Annotated in this window: 19 protein-coding genes and 1 pseudogene; 9 read left to right on the top strand and 11 right to left on the bottom strand. The window is 64.6% G+C overall.

Annotated features, from left to right (window positions below; genetic code table 11):
* Positions 1 to 295: 295 nt before the first annotated feature.
* Together AB7531_RS04155 and AB7531_RS04150 are read left to right on the top strand one after the other, a co-directional pair.
* Positions 296 to 457: pseudogene (locus tag AB7531_RS04155) on the top strand (JAB domain-containing protein); the annotation flags it as partial.
* Positions 458 to 484: 27 nt separating this feature from the next.
* Positions 485 to 1,273, top strand: coding sequence for a bestrophin-like domain (locus AB7531_RS04150; protein ID WP_063980707.1), 789 nt, complete (start codon positions 485 to 487; stop codon positions 1,271 to 1,273).
* A 29-nt stretch (positions 1,274 to 1,302) separates the two neighbouring features.
* Here the strand turns inward: AB7531_RS04150 and AB7531_RS04145 are convergent, their stop codons facing one another.
* The 3 genes from AB7531_RS04145 to AB7531_RS04135 form a co-directional block, all read right to left on the bottom strand.
* Positions 1,303 to 2,166 (bottom strand): hypothetical protein, encoded by an 864-nt coding sequence (locus AB7531_RS04145; protein ID WP_231143808.1) that lies wholly within the window; start codon positions 2,164 to 2,166, stop codon positions 1,303 to 1,305.
* 105 nt (positions 2,167 to 2,271) lie between these two features.
* Positions 2,272 to 2,592 carry a hypothetical protein gene (locus tag AB7531_RS04140; RefSeq protein ID WP_063980706.1) on the bottom strand — a complete coding sequence of 107 codons (321 nt, stop codon included), beginning with the start codon at positions 2,590 to 2,592 and terminating at the stop codon, positions 2,272 to 2,274.
* 164 nt (positions 2,593 to 2,756) lie between these two features.
* Positions 2,757 to 3,131 carry a hypothetical protein gene (locus AB7531_RS04135; protein ID WP_063980705.1) on the bottom strand — a complete coding sequence of 125 codons (375 nt, stop codon included), beginning with the start codon at positions 3,129 to 3,131 and terminating at the stop codon, positions 2,757 to 2,759.
* Positions 3,132 to 3,397: 266 nt separating this feature from the next.
* Here AB7531_RS04135 and AB7531_RS04130 point away from each other — a divergent pair, with 266 nt between their 5' ends.
* Complete coding sequence (locus AB7531_RS04130) at positions 3,398 to 4,786, top strand: peptidoglycan-binding protein (RefSeq protein WP_063980704.1); 1,389 nt, start codon at positions 3,398 to 3,400, stop codon at positions 4,784 to 4,786.
* 14 nt (positions 4,787 to 4,800) lie between these two features.
* Here AB7531_RS04130 and AB7531_RS04125 read toward each other — a convergent pair whose 3' ends face one another.
* The 7 genes from AB7531_RS04125 to AB7531_RS04095 form a co-directional block, all read right to left on the bottom strand.
* Entirely contained in the window at positions 4,801 to 6,081 is a 1,281-nt protein-coding gene (locus AB7531_RS04125) for an RNA polymerase sigma factor (protein ID WP_063980703.1), read from the bottom strand.
* 133 nt (positions 6,082 to 6,214) lie between these two features.
* Positions 6,215 to 6,622 carry a YciI family protein gene (locus AB7531_RS04120; RefSeq protein ID WP_063980702.1) on the bottom strand — a complete coding sequence of 136 codons (408 nt, stop codon included), beginning with the start codon at positions 6,620 to 6,622 and terminating at the stop codon, positions 6,215 to 6,217.
* Between the two features lie 99 nt (positions 6,623 to 6,721).
* The gene (locus AB7531_RS04115; RefSeq protein WP_063980701.1) at positions 6,722 to 7,414 is read right to left on the bottom strand and encodes an AprI/Inh family metalloprotease inhibitor; all 693 of its coding nucleotides are present in this window, start codon (positions 7,412 to 7,414) and stop codon (positions 6,722 to 6,724) included.
* On the bottom strand, positions 7,414 to 8,403 hold the full coding sequence (locus AB7531_RS04110) for a 2-hydroxyacid dehydrogenase (protein ID WP_063980700.1): 990 nt from the start codon (positions 8,401 to 8,403) through the stop codon (positions 7,414 to 7,416). Before AB7531_RS04110 ends, AB7531_RS04115 begins: the two co-directional genes overlap by 1 nt.
* Positions 8,403 to 9,221, bottom strand: a complete 819-nt coding sequence (locus AB7531_RS04105) for an ABC transporter permease (protein ID WP_063980699.1) — start codon at positions 9,219 to 9,221, stop codon at positions 8,403 to 8,405. The genes AB7531_RS04110 and AB7531_RS04105 overlap by 1 nt, the downstream gene beginning before the upstream one ends.
* A complete protein-coding gene (locus AB7531_RS04100) occupies positions 9,218 to 10,033 on the bottom strand; it encodes an ABC transporter ATP-binding protein (RefSeq protein ID WP_063980698.1) in 816 nt (271 codons plus the stop codon). Before AB7531_RS04100 ends, AB7531_RS04105 begins: the two co-directional genes overlap by 4 nt.
* Positions 10,034 to 10,043: 10 nt before the next feature.
* Entirely contained in the window at positions 10,044 to 11,066 is a 1,023-nt protein-coding gene (locus tag AB7531_RS04095) for an ABC transporter substrate-binding protein (RefSeq protein WP_063986037.1), read from the bottom strand.
* Positions 11,067 to 11,205: 139 nt separating this feature from the next.
* Between AB7531_RS04095 and AB7531_RS04090 the strand changes: the two genes are divergently transcribed.
* From AB7531_RS04090 to AB7531_RS04065, 6 genes are all read left to right on the top strand, one after another.
* Complete coding sequence (locus AB7531_RS04090; protein WP_063980697.1) at positions 11,206 to 12,012, top strand: creatininase family protein; 807 nt, start codon at positions 11,206 to 11,208, stop codon at positions 12,010 to 12,012.
* Positions 12,013 to 12,151: 139 nt separating this feature from the next.
* Complete coding sequence (locus tag AB7531_RS04085) at positions 12,152 to 12,415, top strand: hypothetical protein (protein WP_063980696.1); 264 nt, start codon at positions 12,152 to 12,154, stop codon at positions 12,413 to 12,415.
* Positions 12,416 to 12,811: 396 nt separating this feature from the next.
* Positions 12,812 to 14,779 (top strand): carbohydrate porin, encoded by a 1,968-nt coding sequence (locus tag AB7531_RS04080; protein WP_063980695.1) that lies wholly within the window; start codon positions 12,812 to 12,814, stop codon positions 14,777 to 14,779.
* A gap of 28 nt (positions 14,780 to 14,807) precedes the next feature.
* Complete coding sequence (locus tag AB7531_RS04075) at positions 14,808 to 16,541, top strand: ABC transporter permease (protein ID WP_354130258.1); 1,734 nt, start codon at positions 14,808 to 14,810, stop codon at positions 16,539 to 16,541.
* A 13-nt stretch (positions 16,542 to 16,554) separates the two neighbouring features.
* On the top strand, positions 16,555 to 17,868 hold the full coding sequence (locus tag AB7531_RS04070) for an ABC transporter ATP-binding protein (RefSeq protein ID WP_063986036.1): 1,314 nt from the start codon (positions 16,555 to 16,557) through the stop codon (positions 17,866 to 17,868).
* Between the two features lie 110 nt (positions 17,869 to 17,978).
* The gene (locus AB7531_RS04065) at positions 17,979 to 19,274 is read left to right on the top strand and encodes a hemolysin family protein (protein ID WP_063980693.1); all 1,296 of its coding nucleotides are present in this window, start codon (positions 17,979 to 17,981) and stop codon (positions 19,272 to 19,274) included.
* 73 nt (positions 19,275 to 19,347) lie between these two features.
* Here the strand turns inward: AB7531_RS04065 and AB7531_RS04060 are convergent, their stop codons facing one another.
* Entirely contained in the window at positions 19,348 to 19,587 is a 240-nt protein-coding gene (locus AB7531_RS04060; protein ID WP_063980692.1) for a PilZ domain-containing protein, read from the bottom strand.
* Between the last annotated feature and the right edge of the window lie 50 nt (positions 19,588 to 19,637).

Here is a 19,637-nt window from a genome sequence, read left to right as displayed (position 1 = left end):
GGCTGCATCGTGCGCGTCGGACTGAAGCATCACTTGCGCTGATCTGTTTACGGCGACTTCCGCTTCTGGCCCGTCTCGGACCTCACGACGCCGAAGCAGAATGTCCGCCACTGAGGTCAGAGCTGAAGTCCGCTGATGGTCCCTGGTGAGTGAAATGGCTTATAAAGGCGCTTCCACGTGTTAACGTGATCATCACGAACGATCACTGCTTACAGTCCCCTGTCTACGTCCCCTGCTACTACCCCACCTAAAAAATCTATTGTGTGTTCAACGCATTACGTGAAGCGATAGATTCATCCACAACCACCCCTCGGGCGATCCCTCGCCCTCGCAGGCGGACATCCAGATGACGAAAGCCATCATCGACATCGCAAAGCCGCTCGGCATCGCCGTGCACGACCACATCATCGTCGGCAAGAGCAGGCATGCCAGGCTGCGCGGGATGCGGTTGATCTAGAGCCTCAAATCAGATGACAAGGACACGATGAGCGACTGGCTGCACAATCTGCCGGTGCCTGCAATGGCGCTGGTGATCTTTGGATTCACGTACCTGCTCGCCGCGGCCATCTTCGCAGGCATCGCGAGGGCCGCGACGGAGGAGCGCGCGAAGTCGCTGAAGGCGATCTCGCCGGGCATGCTGCCGGTGCTCGGAATCATCTTCGGCCTGTTCGTCGCCTTCATCGCCGCGCAGGTCTGGGGCGACAGCGACCGCGCCAGCGCCGCGGTGAGCCGCGAGGCCAGTGCGCTACGCAGCGCCGTGCTGCTGGCCGCCGGCCTGCCGGCGGAGCAGGAGACGAAGCTCCGCGGCCTGGTGCGCGACTATGTCGGCCAGGCCGTCGCGGTGGAATGGCCGATGATGGCGCATCAGGAAGTGTCGCTGAAGGTCACGCCGCCGGCCCTCGCCGAAGCCCTGCAGTTCGTCGTCGCGATGACGCCGCAAGGCCCGGGGCAGGCGAATGTGCAGCGCGAGCTCATCGCCGCGCTGGAGCAGGCGCTGGACGCGCGGCGGCAGCGGATCATCGTCAGCCTCGCCGCGGTGAACCCGGTCAAATGGTGGTGCCTGTATCTCCAGGCGGCCTGCGCGCTGCTGGTGATCGGCCTCGTTCATTGCGACAACCGGCTGGGATCGGCGATCGCGATGGGCCTGTTCGCCACCGGCGTCGCCACCTCCGTCCTGCTCATCGCCGCGCATGACCGGCCGTTCGCCGGCCAGATCTCGATCCAACCGGAGCCGCTGCTCCAGATCATGCCGGCAGACCCCGGCAAGAGTTGAGCAGAGCGGCCGCCCCGCGTGAGAGCATCTCACCGGACGAGCTGCCACCCCTTCGGCGTCCAGCGCAGCAGCGTGCCGGACAGCGGCTTCGGCGCGCGCGCCATCATGTTCCTGGCCAGCGTCCGCAGCGCGTCGATCGCGGCACTGCTGTCTTCGCTTGCATAGAGCACGAGATCGGCCGACGGCGCCGCGACGATCAGGACACCGCCCTGGGCCTGCGCGAGCGGCGCCCAGCTGTCGATCAGCGCGAGCCGGCTGGTCTGATAATAGTCTCCCGTCAACGTGCCGAACTGTCCTGATGGGACCGCTTTTGCGACGGTCGTGAACGGCTTCACGCTGCTGCGCAGATTGGCGATGGCGATGTCGAAGACCTGGTCCTGCGTCAAGCCGAGCGCGGCACGATCCTTGTCGTTGAACACCCTGACCGCCCGCGGCGAATCCAGCACCGGGACGATCACCAGCCCCTCCGCCAGCGGCCGCGTCAGCGCCGGGCCGCGCGCGTCGACCTCCCGAAGCGCCTGCCGCATGTAGTCAGCCGAGCGCACGACCACGCGAAGGGCTGCTCGGGTCGGCGGATCATTCCGGCTGCTCGCCGTTGCCTTGACGCCGCTGACATAGGCGCCGATCTCCCTGGCGCAGCCGCCGGTGTTGGCCTTGCAGAAGGCGTAGATGCGGTCGAGGTTGGTTTGCAGAGGGCCGACCGACAGCGTCAGCGGTCCCTTGATCACGACCGGGGTGTCACGAATCTCGGCGCGGATGCGCTCGGCCACGAAAGCCGTAAACGCGGGTTCGTCGGTTGGAATCTGTTGCGCCCGGGCAGCCCCGGCTCCGACGAGATCGCCGGCCACGATCGCGGCGATCAGCCACCGGCATATGCGAGATCGGATGCTCATGCGAACCACCAGCTCGGGAGAGCGGCTCGCCGGCCGATACTCACCCCTCCGCGTCCAATCTACTGCCGGGCGCCGTCAATCCTGTGGGCGCCGGCGGTTGATCGATCAATAGCAATAGCGTTGGCTGACCCGGACGTAATAGCCGTCGGGACGCTGCACATAACAGCCGCGCTGATAGGCGTAGTAACCGGAGCGGCGGCGCTCGCCCTCGGAAGCGATCGCAGCGCCCGTGCCGGCACCGACGACGGCGCCGATTGCGGCGCCGCGGCCTCCGCCGAGCGCACCACCGAGGATCGCCCCGCCGACACCGCCGATGATCGCACCGCCGATGGCATCCTGGGCTGCAGCCTCATGCGCCGGCATCGCCATCGCGACCGTCAGACATGCCGCGATTCCAAAACTTCCAATGCGAAGACCTCGAAGCATGCTCGCCCTCCCTGTGATGAGCCAGTCATAGCGCCGGAAGCGGATTCGGACCAGACAAATAGCCGGCAGCGCGGCTCGCGACGCCTACGCGATGGCGCCGGAGGCGCAGCGCGAAGACGGCTCAAACCATGCCGCGAGCGACGCACAGGCCGGCCAATCGGACGTCAGGGATAGATCCAGCGCTGCACGGCCTCGGCGGTGTCGGCCGGCGTGGAGTTGAAGCAGATCGCGGCGTCAGGCGCCAGTTGATGGACGAGGTTGAGCACCTTCTCGAACAGCAGCGGGCGCTCTTTCGGCTCGCGCAGCCCCGCGCCGATCACGATGCAGTCGAAGCGCTCGTCGCGCAGTGCGGCCGTGACGCCGGCTTCGGCGGTCGCGTCGAGATCGATCAGGCAGCTCGTGACCTCGTAGCCGAGATCACGCAGGCGCAGCAATTGCGCTTCGATATAATGGCGCATGAGCTCCGGCGTGAGCTGCGGAAATGCGCTGTAATCCGCATTGCCGGGTTCGATGCCGATCGCGAGGACGCGCTTGGCCATGCAGGGCTCCCTACCGCATCGTCTAAAATGCTAACGGACGAACGACCATGCCGGTTCCCCACTGGCGGGTCGCGCTGCCGGCGAAGGCGCGGGTCCGGCCCTGCGGCGCATTTTCGCGCCCAGGCTGTAAGCCATTTCACATGCGCCGGGCCGGCAACCTGCCACATTTGCCGGAGATCACGTTGGAGTCACACCCGATCACGGCACCTCGTCCATATCTGACTTGCACGAAATTTCGATAATTCATCAATTTTCGGGAGCGGAAGATGGTCTCATTCGAGAGTCTGAAAAGCGAGTACGAGCGGAATTGGGCCGATCTCGAGATCCGGCCTTCCCGCCTCGGCGACGCGAATGGCGTCGCGCGCAAGGCGATCAACGGCAAGGCGACCTATCAGCAGATCGAGCGGTTGACCGGAGTCCCCTGGTATTTTGCCGCGCTCTGCCACTACCGCGAATCCAACTTCGATTTCGACACCTATCTCGGCAACGGCGAAACGCTTCATCGCGTGACGACCATCGTTCCGAAGGGGCGCGGCCCCTTTACCACGTTCGTGGACGGCGCCGTGGACGCGTTCAGAATCGAGAATTTCATCGGCGCCCACGACTGGGGCATCGCGCGGATGCTGTTCCGGCTCGAGGCGTTCAACGGCTTCGGCTATCACTCGAAGGGCTGCAATTCGCCCTACCTCTATGGCGGTTCGACACTGTACGGCCCGCCCGAGGCGAGGGCCGGCAAATTCGTCCGCGACCACGTGTTCGACTCGAACCACGTCGATTCCCAGCTCGGCACGGCGGTGATCCTGCATGCGATGATGTCGCTCGATTCCTCGATCACCCTCGACGGCAGCCCGCAATTCGCCGGCCGCACCGAGCCCGAGGACGATGCGGCGTCGACGATTGTTCTTATGCAGCAGGCGCTCAACAAGCTCGGCGCCAATCCGCCGCTCGCCGAGGACGGCATCAGCGGACCGAAGACCGGGGCCGCGGTCTCGCAGTTTCAGCAGCAGAACGGCCTGAGGGATACCGGGCTTCTCGACGGGGCCACGGTCGCGGCGCTCACGCGTGCAACGCAGGCGGGAGGTTCCGTGCAGAGCGGCGATCTGTCCAAGATCCTGAAGCGGCTGGAGGACCTCGCACACTTGCTGCGACCGTCAGCCGGCGGCGTAACACCGGGAACGACGACACCGGGCAACACGCTGCCCGCCACCAACGATCCGATCAACCTGTTCGAACGGCTCTTCTCCCTCATCAACAAGACGGCGCCCGTGCCAGGACCGGTCAGCCCGACCAATCCAGCCCCCGTCGATCAGTTGAAGCAGGTCGTCGACCTGCTCAGCACGCTGCTCAACAAGGACGGCAAGCCGGTGCTCGGCCAGGTCAACGGCGCGCTCGGCGAGACCATCGGCAAGCTGCTCGACGGCAAGAAGACGGCACTCGGCATCGGCGGCTCGGTGCTCACTGCGCTGCTCTCTTCGGTGACCGCGAGCCCGAATGCAGGCGGTATTGCCGGACTGCTCGGAACGATCGTATCGGCGGTGCCGGGCCTCGGCCAGTTCGCGATGCCGATCTCGCTGGCGCTCACGGCCTGGGGCGTGCTCGGCAAGTTCGAGAAGTGGGCGCAAGGCACCGCGCCGCCGCCGAAGCCGACGACGTAAAGCCGTTTGCGTCTTCAGCCGTCGGCATCGGCAATGGCTGCCGCTCGCCGCTCCATCAACACGCGCTCGCGCGCATTGTTCGTGAGACGCGCTGCGGTCTCGAACGATCGTCGCGCCTCGGCGAAGCGACCGAGCTTCTCCAGGAGGTCGCCGCGGACAGAATGGAGATGGTGGTAAGTCCCGAGCGCCGGTTCGTCCGCGATCATGTCCACGAGATCGAGACCGGCCTGCGGCCCTTCGGCCATGCCAAGCGCGACCGCCCGGTTGAGCTCGATCACCGGCGAGCGCACCAGCGCCGCGAGCTGGCCATAGAGCTCCGCGATGCGGCGCCAGTCGGTGGCAACGGCCGTCTCCGCCGTCGCGTGGCACGCGACGATCGCGGCCTGCAGCGTGTAGAACCGTCCGGCACCGCCGAGCTCGCGCGCGCGATCGAGCGCGCGAAGGCCGCTGCCAATCTGGCGCCGGTCCCAGAGCCTGCGGTCCTGGTCCATGAGCAGGATGGGCTCGCCATCGATGCCCGTGCGCGCCTGCTTCCGCGCAGCATTCAGCTCCATCAGTGCCATGAGACCGTGGACCTCGGGCTCGAGAGGCGCGAGCCCGACCAGCACCCGCCCCATGCGCAGGGCCTCGTCGCAGAGCTGCGGCCGCAGCCACTCCTCGCCGCCTGAGGCCGAATAGCCCTCGTTAAAGATGAGATAAACGACCTCGAGCACCGAGGCGAGACGCTCCGAAAGCGCCTCGCCGCTCGGGATCTCGTAGCTCAGGCCCGACCGCGACAGCGTGCGCTTGGCGCGGACGATGCGCTGGGCGATGGTTGCCTCCGTGACCAGGAAGGCGCGCGCGATCTCGTCGGTGGTCAGGCCGCAGATCATACGCAAGGCCAGCGCCGCGCGGGCCTGCCGCGGCAGCAGCGGGTGACAGGCCGTAAAGATCAGCCGCAACCATTCGTCACCGATATCGTCGTCGAGGGCGGCGTCGAAATCCGGCATCGCGTCCTGCTCCTGCATCAGCTCGTACGTCAGCAGGTCCTGCTTGCGGGTGAGCATCTTTGCCCGGCGCAGATGATCGAGCCCACGGCGCTTGGCCGTCGCAACCAGCCAGGCGCCGGGATTGTCCGGCACCCCGCTGTGCGGCCAGGCTTCCAGCGCTGCGACCAGTGCGTCCTGGGTCAATTCCTCCGCCAGCGGCACGTCCCGCAGCATACGCGACAGCGTGGCGATCAGCCGTGGCTGCGCGACGCGCCAGGTTGCGTGAATCGCGGCGCGGATCTCGCGATCGATGTCGGCGGTCGTCATCGCCGCCGACCAGAGCCCTTTCCGTTCCGATGGAATCGGAACGGGGCTCTAGATTCTTGTTTTGACGCGTTTTCTTTGCGCGAACCGGTATCCACTTCGCTCGAAAACGCTCCAGGACGAGCGGTGGTGTCCATCAGGCGTGGGCAGCCACCCTGGACTGCGCGTCGACCTGGCAGGCGATCTCCACGCCCGGCGTGGCGAATGCCCGTAATTCGCAGGTACCCTCCCAGCCCGGCATGTGATCGAGGTGCAGCTGCATGAATTCCTTCGCCATGGCCACGGCTTCCGCCTTGTCGCGCAGCTCGAAAATGGCATAGCCGCCGATCACTTCCTTGGCCTCGACGAAGGGGCCGTCGATGACGCTGAGCTCGCCGTCCACGATTCGCACCCGTGCGCCGGTCGCAAGCGGCATCAGGCCGCCATTGTCGATCATTCGACCGGCCTTGATCTCCCGCTCGGATATGTTCTGCATGGCCTCCATCAGCGCCGGGCTCGGGGCAGCCATCGGCTGGCTGGAGGTGACGATGTACATGAAACGCATGAAAAACTCCCTTGGCGAGCAGCAACCGCTCCGGCTGCAAACCGGCTCGCTATGGATGTGACGATTGAGCCTTGGCTAAATCGACATCGACCGGAAGATTTATTGCCGCAGCATGATCAGGGGATCGGCGGTATCGGGGACGCGCCGCCATTGCGCGTTGTCATCGGCCTCGAACTGCCAGGCCTCGCCTGATTTCGACATCAGGACGATCTGGCCGCGCTCGAGCCGCCATTGCGCCAGATTGAACTGAGCAATCGCCGGATCGCATTTCGGCTTGACGAAGACCTGGAAATTGTCCGGGCCGGCTTCCGTGTTGGTCAGCGTCAGCCCGCACACCGGCTGGCCGTTGCCGCGCACCATCGACCAATCGCCGATCATCTGGTCCATCGACTTGGCCATCGAGCGGGCTGCGGCGAGGTCCTGGAGGATGTAGACGCCCTCGCCCTGCCGCAGGCCTTCGAAGATGCCGGCCTCGACCTCGGTGAAGTCGATCACGGCTTCACCGGTCGCGTCCTGCAAACGAACGATGTCGAGGCCCCTGACGCTCCAGGCGACGATGTCCTTCGTAAAGGGCAGCGTGGTCTTGCAGGCCGGCTCCAGCTCCAGCTTGAACCCCTGCGCCGCGGCATCGCCCTTCATCGTGACGACGCAGGTCTTGCTGCGCTCGGTGGTCGAGAGCTCCCACTGCCCGGGCATCGTCTTCTTCAGGGTCGTCGCATCCTGCGCATGCGCGATGCCGATCGCGGCCACAAAGGCCGCGACGGCGAATGCAACGAACCGAAGACCTCTCATCAGCGCCCCTTGAACGGCGTTTCCGCAACCGGCGTCAACGGCGCCTTGCCGGCGAACCAGGACTTGAGGTTGTCGACCACGAGCTGATCCATCGCGTTGCGCGTCACCACCGACGCCGAGCCGATATGCGGCAGCAGCACGACGTTCTGCATGGTCTTGAGCTCGTCCGGCACGCTCGGCTCGGCCGCGAACACGTCGAGACCGGCGGCGAGGATGGTGCCTGATTTCAGCGCCTGGACCAGCGCCGCCTCGTCGACCACCGAGCCGCGGGCCACGTTGACCAGCACGCCGCGCGGACCGAGCGCCTTCAGCACCTCGGCATTGATCATCTTGTTGGTCGAGGCGCCGCCGGGCACGATCACCATCAGCGTGTCCACCGCCTTCGCCATCTCGATCAGATCGGGATAGTGCTTGTAGGAGACGTCCTTCGACGGATTGCGGGAGTGGTAGACCACCGGCACCAGCGAGGCATCGAGCCGGCGCGCGATGGCCTGGCCGATCCGGCCCATGCCGACGATGCCGACCTTGCGGTCGCGCAGCGAGCCGACGCTGAGCGGATAGTTCTGCGTCTGCCAGAGGCCGGAGCGGACGTAGCGGTCGGCCTTGATGAACTCACGCACGGTGGAGATCAGAAGGCCCATCGCGACGTCGGCGACCTCCTCGGTCAGCACGTCGGGCGTGTTGGTGACGATGATGTTGTGCTCGGCCGCGTATTTGGCGTCGATATGGTCGTAGCCGACGCCGAAGCTCGCCACCATCTCGATCTTGGGCAATTGCGACAGCGAGTCCCTGTCGGCACGCACCGTGTGATAGGTCACCGCCACGCCGCGGATCTTTTCGCGGATCGCCGGTGTCAGCCGCTCGAGATCGCCCCGGGTCTCCGCCTTGTGCACGACGAAATGATCGGAAAAACCGTTGTCGAGAATTGGCCGCACCGGCCCATAGATCAGAAGGTCGATCTTTTCGGACGAAATCGAACCGGTAGTCATCAGTTTTCCTTTCCAAGCGCGCTCTCGTGCCAGCGCCGTAAAACGAGGTGGGAAACTAGCGCCAGCACCCCATAGATGACAATCCCGGCCAGCGACAACAGCAGCAGCGCTGCGAACATGCGGGGTATGTTCAATCGATAGCCGGATTCGGCGATCCTGTAGGCGAGCCCGGAGCCCGCGCCGGCGGTGCCGGCCGCGATTTCGGCCACAACCGCGCCGATCAGCGACAGGCCGCCGGCAATGCGCAGGCCGCCGAGGATATAGGGCAGCGCCGCCGGCAGCTTCAGGAAGCGCAGGGTTTGCGGCGGCGAGGCGCCATAGAGCTGGAACAGGCCGGCAAGGTTGCGATCGACCGAATTCAGCCCGAGCGTGGTGTTGGACAGCACCGGGAAAAAGGCAACGATGAAGGCGCAGACCACGACCGCGGTTTGCTGCTCCAGATAGATCAGAAGCAGCGGTGCAATCGCGATGACAGGAGTCACCTGGAGCACGATTGCATAGGGGAATAGCGAATATTCCACCCATTTCGACTGGTTGAACAGCAGTGCCAGCGCGATGCCGCCGATGCTGGCGGCGACAAAACCTTCGAGCGTGGTCAGCAGCGTGGTCGCGAGCGATTGTGACAGCACCGCCCAGTCCTTGATCAGCGTCAGGAAGATGACGGAGGGCGCTGGCAGAACGTAAGGCGGGATGTCCTTGATGCGGACGACCAGTTCCCAGGCCGCGAGTCCGGCTGCGAACACGATGACGGGAAGCACCAAGCGCATCGCGCGTTGCGCGCCGGATGGCTTTGCGGTGACGGTAGCTTGCGCGTTCATAGCATCGATTGCCCCGAATAGGACGGCGCCAGCGCGGCCGACACTTTCCGGCAATAATTGGAATAGGCGGCCGAGGTCCGAAACTCCTCACCGCGCGGCTCGACCGTCTCGATGCGGATATCGGCCTGGATGCGGCCGGGCCGCGCGGTCATGACCACGACCCGCTGCGACAGGTAGACGGATTCGAACACCGAATGGGTGACGAAGATGACGGTCTTGCCCAGGGCTCGCCACAGCGCGAGCAGGTCGTTGTTGAGGCGAAAGCGCGTGATCTCGTCGAGCGCGGCGAACGGCTCATCCATCAGGAGGATATCAGGGTCGGTGACGAGCGCACGCGCCAGCGACACCCGCATCTTCATGCCGCCGGAGAGCTCGCGTGGGAAAGCATCGGCGAAATCGGCAAGACCCACGCTGGCCAATGCCTCATCGGCCCGCGCGCGCGCCTCCGCCTTCGGAACGCCTGCGAGCCTCAAGGGCAGCCGCACATTCTCGCGCACGCTGGTCCAGGGCATCAGCGTCGGCTCCTGGAACACGAAGCCGATGCCATGACCCGGCAGCACATCGCCCTCGTGGCGCGCCACCCGCACGATGCCGGACGATGGCGCGCTGAGCTCTGCGATCAGGCGCAGCGCAGTGGACTTGCCGCAACCGGACGGGCCCAGCAGCGAGATGAACTCGCCCTTGCGAACGGCAAGGTCGAGCGGACCGAGCGCCATGACGCCATTGTCATACGCCTTCGTCACGCCGCGCAGGCTGACGGCGAGAGCCGTCAGTCCGGCCTCGACCCCGGACGAGCTTTTGACGGATGACATGGACCTTGCGCTACGGCTTGCTCGGGCGCAGCTCGACGCCGACGCCCTTGTTGACGAAGCGCAGCGTATAGGACTTGCGGAAGTCGAGATCCGCCTTCACGACGCCGGCCTTCACCATCTTGTTGAAGAAGGAGGTGTAGCGATCGTCGCTCATCGCGCCGATACCGTTCTTCAAGGACTCGCCGGAATCGACGATGCCGTATTCCTTCATCTTGGCGACGGAATAGGCGAGCAGCTCGTCAGTCATCTCCGGGTTGAGCTTCCTGATCATGGCATTGCCCGCGGAATTGTCGCGGTAGATGTAATTGTACCAGCCGACCATGGAGGCATCGACGAAGCGCTGCACCAGGTCCGGCTTTTTCTCGACCATGTCGCGGCGCGTCTCGATCAGGGTCGAATAGGTGTTGAAGCCGTAATCGGCAAGCAGCAGCACATTCGGCTTGAAGCCGGCGGCCTTCTCGACCGCGAAGGGCTCGGAGGTGACGTAGCCCTGCATCGCGCTCTTGGGGTTGGCGATGAAGGGCTGCGGATTGAAATTGTAGGGACGAACGTTCTTCTCGTTGAAGCCGTATTCGGACTTCAGCCACTGGAAGTAGCTGGTCATGCCCTCCTTGGAGACGAACAAGGTCAGCGGCTTGAGATCCTCGATCTTGGCGACCTTGGCGTCCGGCTGCGTCAGCATCACCTGCGGATCCTTCTGGAAGACCGCTGCGATGGTGACGACGGGGACGTTATTCGCCACCGCGTCGAACGACATCAGCGTGTTCGCGGCCATGAAGAAATCGATCTTGCCGGCGATCAGCAGCATCCGGTTGTTCTCGTTCGGACCGCCGGGAACGATGGTGACGTCGAGGCCGTATTTCTTGTAGGTGCCGTCGGCGACCGCCTGGAAGAAACCGCCATGCTCGGCCTCGGCGACCCAGTTGGTGCCGAAGGTGACCTTGTCCAGCGTCTCTGCACGCACCGGCGCGAGAGAGACGCAAGCGGCCATCAAGCCCGCCGTTAACGCTCGCCGCAGATGAGAGGGGGTCATGATGGCACTCCGTCGATCGTGGCTGGCCGATGTGAAGGCAACGCGATAGAACCGCATGAAGTTCGGGGACGCGAGCCGGTCAGGCCCGCGTCCCCTGATAACCCCAAAATACGCGACAAATTCGGGCAAAGAAACCACGATGACGCCGTCCCGCGACTGGATCGACATCAACTGGGCCGATGGGAGCCTTGCAGACGTGTCGCGCCGGATCGCGGTGCTGCCGCTGGCGGCGACCGAGCAGCACGGCCCGCATCTGCCGCTCGAGACCGACGTGCTGATCGCGGACGCGTATCTCGCGCGCGTGCGCGAGCTGTTGCCCGCAAATGTTCCGGCGACGTTCCTGCCCGTTGAACCGGTCGGGATTTCCACCGAGCATATCGACTTTCCGGGCACGCAGACGCTGCCGACCGAGGTGGCGCTGAAGCGATGGACCGCAATCGGCGAGGACGTCGCGCGGCGCGGCTTGAAGAAGCTCGTCATCATCACCAGCCATGGCGGCAACAGCGCGGCAATGATGCTGGTCGCGCAGGATCTTCGCGCGCATCGCAAGCTCTTTGTGGTGACGACGTCGTGGTCGCGGCTGTCGGGCGCGGAGAAACTGTTCCCGGCGGATGAAGTGCGCCACGGCATCCATGGCGGCGCGGTCGAGACCTCGATCATGCTGGCGCGCTATCCCGATCAGGTGCGCAAGGATGCGATCGCGGATTTTCCCGCGAGCAGCATCGCCATGGAAAAGCAGTATCGCTGGCTGTCGACGCAGCGGCCCGCACCGTTCGCCTGGCAGGCGCAGGATCTCCACACGAGCGGCGCGATCGGCAATGCGACGCTGGCTGTCCCCGAGAAGGGTGTGCAGCTCGTCGATCAGGGTGCGCGCGCCTTTTGCGAGCTGCTGGCCGAGGTCGATAACTTCGACGTGAAGAGGCTCGCCAAAGGGCCTCTCGGCTAGCTCGCATCCGACTGGAATCATTCGGGAAACAGCCGATCTGCACGCTCACTTTTGCTGGATTCGAACCGGACGCGGCAAGCCTCCGTCCAACTGGGCACGCGGGCCACAACGGACCGCCTCAACCCGGATGGAGTTTCACATGTCGATCAAGACCAGGATTGCCGCCGTCGCACTCGCTGCCCTCGCCGTCACCGGCAGCATCGTGTCCACCACCTCTTCGGCCGAAGCCAAGCAGCCCGGCTGGGTCTGGGGTGTGGGTGCCGGCATCGCCACCGCCGCCGTCGTCGGCTCCGCGATCGCCGCCAGCAACGACCCCTATTACTACGGCTATCACCGCTGCGGCTGGGTCGCCCAGTACAACGCCTTCGGCCAGTACGTCGGCCGCGTTCGTACTTGCTACTGATTTGGGTACCTGAGGCCGATCTCACGTGGATCCCGCGTTCGACACGGGCGCCTCATCCACCCCGTGTCGTGCCCCCGACCCGCCCGGCTGTCCCCCCGGGCGGGTCATTCATTTTGGACCTGAGAATTTGTTGCAGCTCCGTCACACAAGAGTGCGAACCATCCCCTGCGGCAATCCGTGCCAGTTGCTATTGCGAATTAATCGCAATAAGGTTTGTAACAAGCACAGGGGCTTGGGAAGAAATCGCGTCGAATCGGGATCGTCTGGTCCGATCGCGTGAACAACCAAGACTTCGTGACAGGGTCGCCGCGAATCTGCAGGGATATCGCGGCGAATAGGACACATTCGCGTTTGGGGGCGTGCGTTTTGAAGTTGAGAGGTCACCGGCACCGGTATTTGCGAACGGCCGCGGCGATTGCCTCGGGCGTGCTGGCTTTTCCCGCCGCCGTACACGCGGCCGATCTGCCGCTGAAGGCGCCGGCGCTGAAAGCGGTCTATGACTGGACCGGCCTCTATATCGGCGCGCATGCCGGCTACAGCCGTGGCTCGTCCAGCTTCGCGCTGAACGACGGCACCGCGATCAACGGCAGCGGCGTCTTCAGCGGCATGATCGGCGGCGTGCAGGCCGGCTACAACTACCGGCTCAACTCCGGCTGGCTCGTCGGCGTCGAAGGCGATTTTTCGTTTCCCAATTACATCACCTCCAACTCGATCGTTTCCTTCCTCGCGACACCTGCCAACACGGTCATCCAGCAGTGGGACTACACCGCCAGCCTGCGCGGCCGCGTCGGCTACACCAGCGGTCCATGGCTCGTCTATGCCACCGGCGGCTTTGCGTGGATGGGCGAGCGCTATTTCGACACGCCGGCCGCGGGCGACGTCCCGAAAATCCTGAACACGCGGCCCGGCTGGATCGCGGGTGCCGGCATCGAATACGGCTTCGCGCCGCATTGGAGCGCACGGCTCGAATATCTCTATAGCCGCTTCGACGGCGCCAACGTCGCCTTCTCCACGGGGGCCCAATACACCTCCTCGTCGCTCGACTTCCAGTCGATCAGGCTCGGGCTCAACCGCAAGGTCGATTGGCCGGGCATGCCGAGCTACAATCCGAAGAGCTCCCTGATCGACACGGAATCGGATCGCTGGGAGATTCACGGTCAGAGCACTTATCTGCCGCAAGGCTATCCGTCGTTCCCCGCTCTCTACAGCGGAACAAACTCGCTCTCGCCTTCAACCCAGGCCAAGGCGACCTGGAGCAACAGCCTGTTCCTGAACGCGCGGCTGTGGGACGGCGGCGAGGTCTATTACAATCCCGAACTGCTCCAGGGATTTGGACTGAACGACACGGTGGGCGCGGCAGGCTTTCCCAACGGCGAAGCGCAGAAATCGAACTTCCCCTATCCGCATTACAACACCTCGCGGCTGTTCGTGCGCCAGACGTTCGGCTTTGGCGGCGAGCAGGAAGAGCTCGCGAGCGGCCAGTTGCAGCTTGGGCAAAAGGTCGACGTGTCCAGGCTCACGGTGCAGGCCGGCAAGTTCGCGGTGATCGACGTGTTCGACGGCAATGCCTTTGCCAAGGACACCCGCAAGGATTTCATGAACTGGTCGCTGTGGGCGCCGGGCGCCTTCGACTATTCCGCCGACAAGGTCGGTCTCACCTATGGCGTCACCGCCGAGCTCAACCAGAAGCAATGGGCGCTGCGCGGCGGCTATTTCCTGATGGTCGCGGAGTCCAATTCGAATCATTTCGACACCAGGGTCGGGGAACGCGGTCAGTACGCGATCGAGCTGGAGACGCGGTTCTCGCTGCTCGGCCAACCTGGCAAGCTCAGGACCATGGGCTGGGTCGACAGCGCCAACATGGGCAGCTTCCGCGAGACGCTGGACAATCCTGCGCTCAATCTCGACATCGCGCAGACCCGCCGCGGCCGCCTCAAGGTCGGCTACGTCGTCAACCTCGAGCAGGCGATCACAGAAGATATCGGGCTGTTCGGCCGCTGGAGCTGGAACGACGGCAAGACCGAAACACTCGCCTTCACCGACATCAACAGCAGCCTGGCCGGCGGACTGTCGATCAAGGGCACGAAATGGGGCCGGCCTGACGACGTCGTCGGCATCGGCGGCGCGGTCAATGCCATCTCGCAGGATTATCGCGACTTCCTGGCCGCCGGCGGCCTCGGTGTTCTCATCGGCGACGGCGCTCTCAACTACCGCAAGGAGCGCATCCTTGAGGCCTACTATGCCTATTCGGTGAACAAGAACGTCACGCTGACCGCGGACTATCAATTGATCACAAACCCGGCCTATAACGCCGACCGCGGGCCGGTCTCGATCTTCTCGGGCCGCCTGCACGCAGAGTTCTAGCCCAAAATTCCAGCCCAAGGGCGGGCCTATGAAGCCGAGAGATATCCGCACGGCCGCGATCGGCCGGGCGCTACTCCCCAATGTCTGGGATGTCGCGGCGCTGATCCTCGTGATCGGCGCCATGGTCCTGATCGTCTATGGCGGCGAGCAGACCACGGCGCCGCTGTCCGAGCTCGAGCGCGCACCGGTCACGCTCGATCCGGCAAACCTTCCGCTTTATGCCTTGCGCACCGTCTTGCGGATGCTGCTCGCCATCGTCTGTTCGACGGTCTTCACCTTCATCTACGCGGCGATCGCAGCCAAGAGCCGGCGAGCCGAATTGGTGATGATCCCGCTGCTGGATATTTTGCAATCCGTCCCGATCCTGGGCTTCCTCACCTTCACCGTCGTGTTCTTCATGAATTTGTTTCCGGGGCAGGTGCTCGGCGCCGAGCTCGCCTCGGTGTTCGCGATCTTCACCAGCCAGGCCTGGAACATGACGTTCAGCCTGTACCAGTCGATCCGCAACGTTCCGAAGGATCTGGAAGAGGCCACGCAAAGCTTCCATTTGTCCGGCTGGCAGCGCTTCTGGCGCCTCGACGTCCCCTTCGCGATGCCCGGCCTGATCTGGAACGCGATGATGTCGATGTCGGGCGGCTGGTTCTTCGTGGTGGCCTCGGAGGCGATCACGGTCGGCAACACCACGGTGACGCTGCCGGGCATCGGCTCCTATGTCGCGATGGCAATTCAGCAGCAGGATTTGCCGGCGATCCTCTACGCCATGCTGGCGATGCTGCTCGTGATCATCGCCTATGATCAGCTGCTGTTCCGCCCCATCGTCGCCTGGGCCGACAAATTCCGCTTCGAGCAGACCGCCTCAGGCGAGGCGCCGGCCTCCTGGATGCTCGACCTGTTCCGCCGGACTCGGGCGCTGCGTGCGCTGACCCTTCCTTTCGCGGCGCTGAACCGCGCGATCTCGAACTTGCGCATTCCGCTGCCAAAGCTGCCGCCCGCGGCACCAGGTAAAGACCAGACGTCACGCCTCGTCGATACGGTCTGGATCGCATTGATCCTCGCCGGCACGGCATATGCCGCCTGGCTGACCTATCGCTATCTCTCGGCCAGTCTCGGAATGTCCGACGTTCTCGTCGTCATCAGGGACGGGCTCATCACGTTGTTGCGCGTCGCCATCCTGATCACCCTCGCCACACTGATCTGGGTGCCGGTTGGCGTGTGGATCGGGCTTCGCCCGAAGCTCGCCGAACGAATCCAGCCGCTGGCCCAGTTTCTGGCGGCCTTCCCGGCCAATCTCGCCTTCCCCGTCTTTGTCGTCGCCATTGTCAGCTTCAAGCTCAATCCAGACATCTGGCTGAGCCCGCTGATGATCCTGGGCACGCAGTGGTACATCCTGTTCAACGTGATCGCGGGCGCGAGCGCCTTTCCGACCGATCTGCGCGAAGCCGCCGGCAGCTTCCATCTCGGGGGATGGCGATGGTGGTTCAAGGTGATACTGCCCGGCGTCTTTCCTTATTACATCACCGGCGCGATCACCGCGTCCGGCGGCTCCTGGAATGCGTCGATCGTCGCGGAGGTCGCAAGCTGGGGCGACACGCATCTGAAGGCCACCGGGCTCGGTGCCTATATTGCTTCCGCCACGGAAGCCGGTGACTTCCCGCGCGTCGTGCTCGGAATTGCCACGATGTGCATTCTGGTGACGTTGTTCAATCGTCTGGTCTGGCGGCCGCTCTATGCCTTCGGCGAGCGTCGCCTGCGGCTCGGCTGACGAGGAGACCATCATGCTCGATCAACCCTCTGCGCTCATCGACATCCGCGGTGTCTGCCGATCCTTCCCGAAAGGCAGCGGCGAACAGCTCCTGGTGCTGGACAAGGTCGACCTGACGATCCGCTCGGGCGAGATCGTCGGCCTGCTCGGCCGCTCCGGCTCCGGCAAGTCCACCTTGCTGCGGATCATCGCCGGTCTGGTCAGCCCGTCTGCGGGACAGGCGACCTGTCGCGGCGAGATCATCGTCGGGCCGCCGAACGGCGTCGCCATGGTGTTCCAGTCATTCGCGTTGTTTCCCTGGTTGACCGTGCTCCAGAACGTCGAGCTCGGGCTCGAAGCGCTGGGCGTCGATGCCACCGAGCGCCACAAGCGCGCTCTTGCTGCGATCGACCTGATCGGCCTTGACGGGTTTGAGTCCGCCTTCCCGAAGGAACTGTCGGGAGGCATGCGCCAGCGCGTCGGCTTCGCCCGCGCGCTGGTGGTGCATCCCGACCTCCTGCTGATGGACGAGCCGTTCTCGGCACTCGACGTCCTCACGGCCGAGACGCTGCGCACGGACCTGATCGACCTCTGGATCGAGGGCCGGTTGCCGATCAAATCGATCCTGATGGTGACGCACAATATCGAGGAGGCGGTCCTGATGTGCGATCGCATCCTGGTGTTCTCATCCAATCCAGGGCGTGTCGCCGCCGAGATCAAGGTCGACATGCCGCATCCGCGCAACCGGCTCGACCCCCATTTCCGGCAGCTCGTCGACAACATCTACGCGCGCATGACCCAACGCGCCGAACCGAAGGCGCCCCCCGTCGAAGGCATCCTGGGCTCCGGTGTCGGCATGACCCTGCACCACGTATCGTCCAACGTGCTGTCGGGCCTGATCGAGACGCTGGCGGGGCCGCCCTATCACGGACACGCCGACCTGCCCGTGCTCGCAAGCCAGCTCCAGCTCGAGGCCGACGAGATCCTCCACCTCGGTGAGTCCCTGCAACTGCTGCGCTTCGCCCAGCTGAGCGAAGGCGACCTGATGCTCACCGACACGGGCAAGCGTTTTGCCCATCTCGAAACCGACGCACGCAAGAAGCTGTTCGCCGAACATCTCGTCACTTACGTGCCGGTGATGGGATTGATTCGCCGCGTGCTCGACGAACGTCCCTCCCATACCGCCCCCGCGGCACGGTTCCGCAACGAGCTCGAGGACTACATGTCCGAGGACTATGCGGACGAGACGCTCAGGACCGTGGTGTCCTGGGGACGTTATGGCGAGCTGTTCGCATATGACGAGCAGTCGGAGACGTTCAGCCTCGAAAACCCGGGCGAGAGCGCTTGATCCCGCCTGCGGCAATTTGGTCGGGAACCGGACAAATTGTGCATCGAGTTCATATATAAGGGGCTTGGTCCGGCGTTCGCCGGGTCAAGTATCCCTTCTCTTTGCGCACAATGTTGTCCGTCGAAATCATCATCGTCGTCGTCCTGATCGTCATTAACGGCCTGTTATCCATGTCCGAGCTGGCGGTGGTCTCGTCCCGCCCGGCCCGGCTGTCGCTGCTCGCGGCCAAGGGGGTGCGCGGCGCCGAGCGGGCGCTGACGCTGGCGGCCGATCCCGGAAAGTTCCTCTCGACGGTGCAGATCGGCATCACGCTGGTCGGCGTGCTCTCGGGCGCGTTCTCCGGCGCGACGCTCGGACAGCGGCTGACGCAATGGCTGGTCGAGCTCGGCCTGTCCTCAGGGATTGCCGACATCGTCGGCGTCGGCATCGTCGTCACGCTCATCACCTACACCACCCTGATCGTCGGCGAGCTGGTGCCGAAGCAGGTGGCGCTGCGCGACCCCGAGAGCATCGCGGTCAAGGTCGCGCCCGCGATGCACGTTCTGGCGCGGATCTCGCTGCCGCTCGTCTTCCTGCTCGATCTCTCCGGCAAGCTGATCCTCACGCTGCTCGGCCGCGGCGGCAAGGCCGAGGAGAAGGTCTCGGAGGACGAGATCCATCACCTCGTCAGCGAAGCCGAGAACGCGGGCGTGCTGGAGTCGGGCGAAAAAGAGATGATCGCGGGCGTCATGCGGCTCGGCGACCGGCCGGTCGGCGCGATCATGACGCCGCGCACGGAGGTCAACGAGATCGATCTGAACGATGCGCCGGAGGCCATTCAAGCGATCATCGCGAAGAGCCCGCATTCGCGCTTTCCCGTCTCGGACGGCGATCGCGACAAGCCGATCGGCGTGCTCCAGGCCAAAGACCTGCTGGTCGCCTACATGAACGAGCGCACGCCGGATCTGCGAGCGCTGGTGCGCGAGGCGCCCGGCATTCCGGCATCAGCCGACGCCCGCGACGTGCTGGCGATCCTGAAAGCCGCTCCGGTTCATGTCGGCCTGGTCTACGACGAATACGGCGCCTTCGAGGGCATCGTGACGACGGCTGACATTCTGGAATCGATCGTCGGCGCCTTCCATTCCGAGGAGGGACCGCCGGAGCCGGCCTATGTCAGGCGCGATGACGGCTCGCTGCTGGTCTCCGGCTGGATGCCGGTCGACGAGTTCGGCGAGTTGCTCGGCGTCGAGCTGCCGCCGCACCGCTACAACACGGTGGCGGGCCTGGTGCTGCAACAGTTCAACGTGCTGCCCAATGTCGGCGATGCCTTCGACTTCGCCGGCTGGCATATCGAGGTGGTCGATCTCGACGGACGCAGGATCGACAAGATTCTGGCGGGCCGGTTGAGTGAGGTCGAGACGGGGTGATTGCGCACCCAACCCTCCACCCGTCGTCCCGGACAAGCGCGCCCTAAGCGCGCGCCGATCAAACGCAGACCGCTCACCCGAACCGCACGCCGATCCGCTTCTCCTTGCGCCAGACGACCGTGCAGGCGAGATGCGTTCCGTCGGCCTGGATGACCAGGGTGAAGCGCTCCGGGATACCGACCGGACTGGTGACATCGAGCGCGGCACCCGTATCGGAGAAATTGCGGATGGTGCAGTCGATCGCGCCGCCGCCGAACTCGATGGTTCCGGCTTTCAGCACGCGGTGCCTGGTTTTGTCGCGTCGCTCGTCCATGGGGCCAATTTACACCCCAAGCTGACACAGACGTTAAAACACAACCACAA

Origin of the sequence: Bradyrhizobium sp. 63_E2_N1_3 (assembly GCF_052076005.1) — a bacterium.
Taxonomy (GTDB): Bacteria; Pseudomonadota; Alphaproteobacteria; order Rhizobiales; family Xanthobacteraceae; genus Bradyrhizobium; species Bradyrhizobium barranii.
This window is presented reverse-complemented; position numbering and strand designations above follow the sequence as displayed.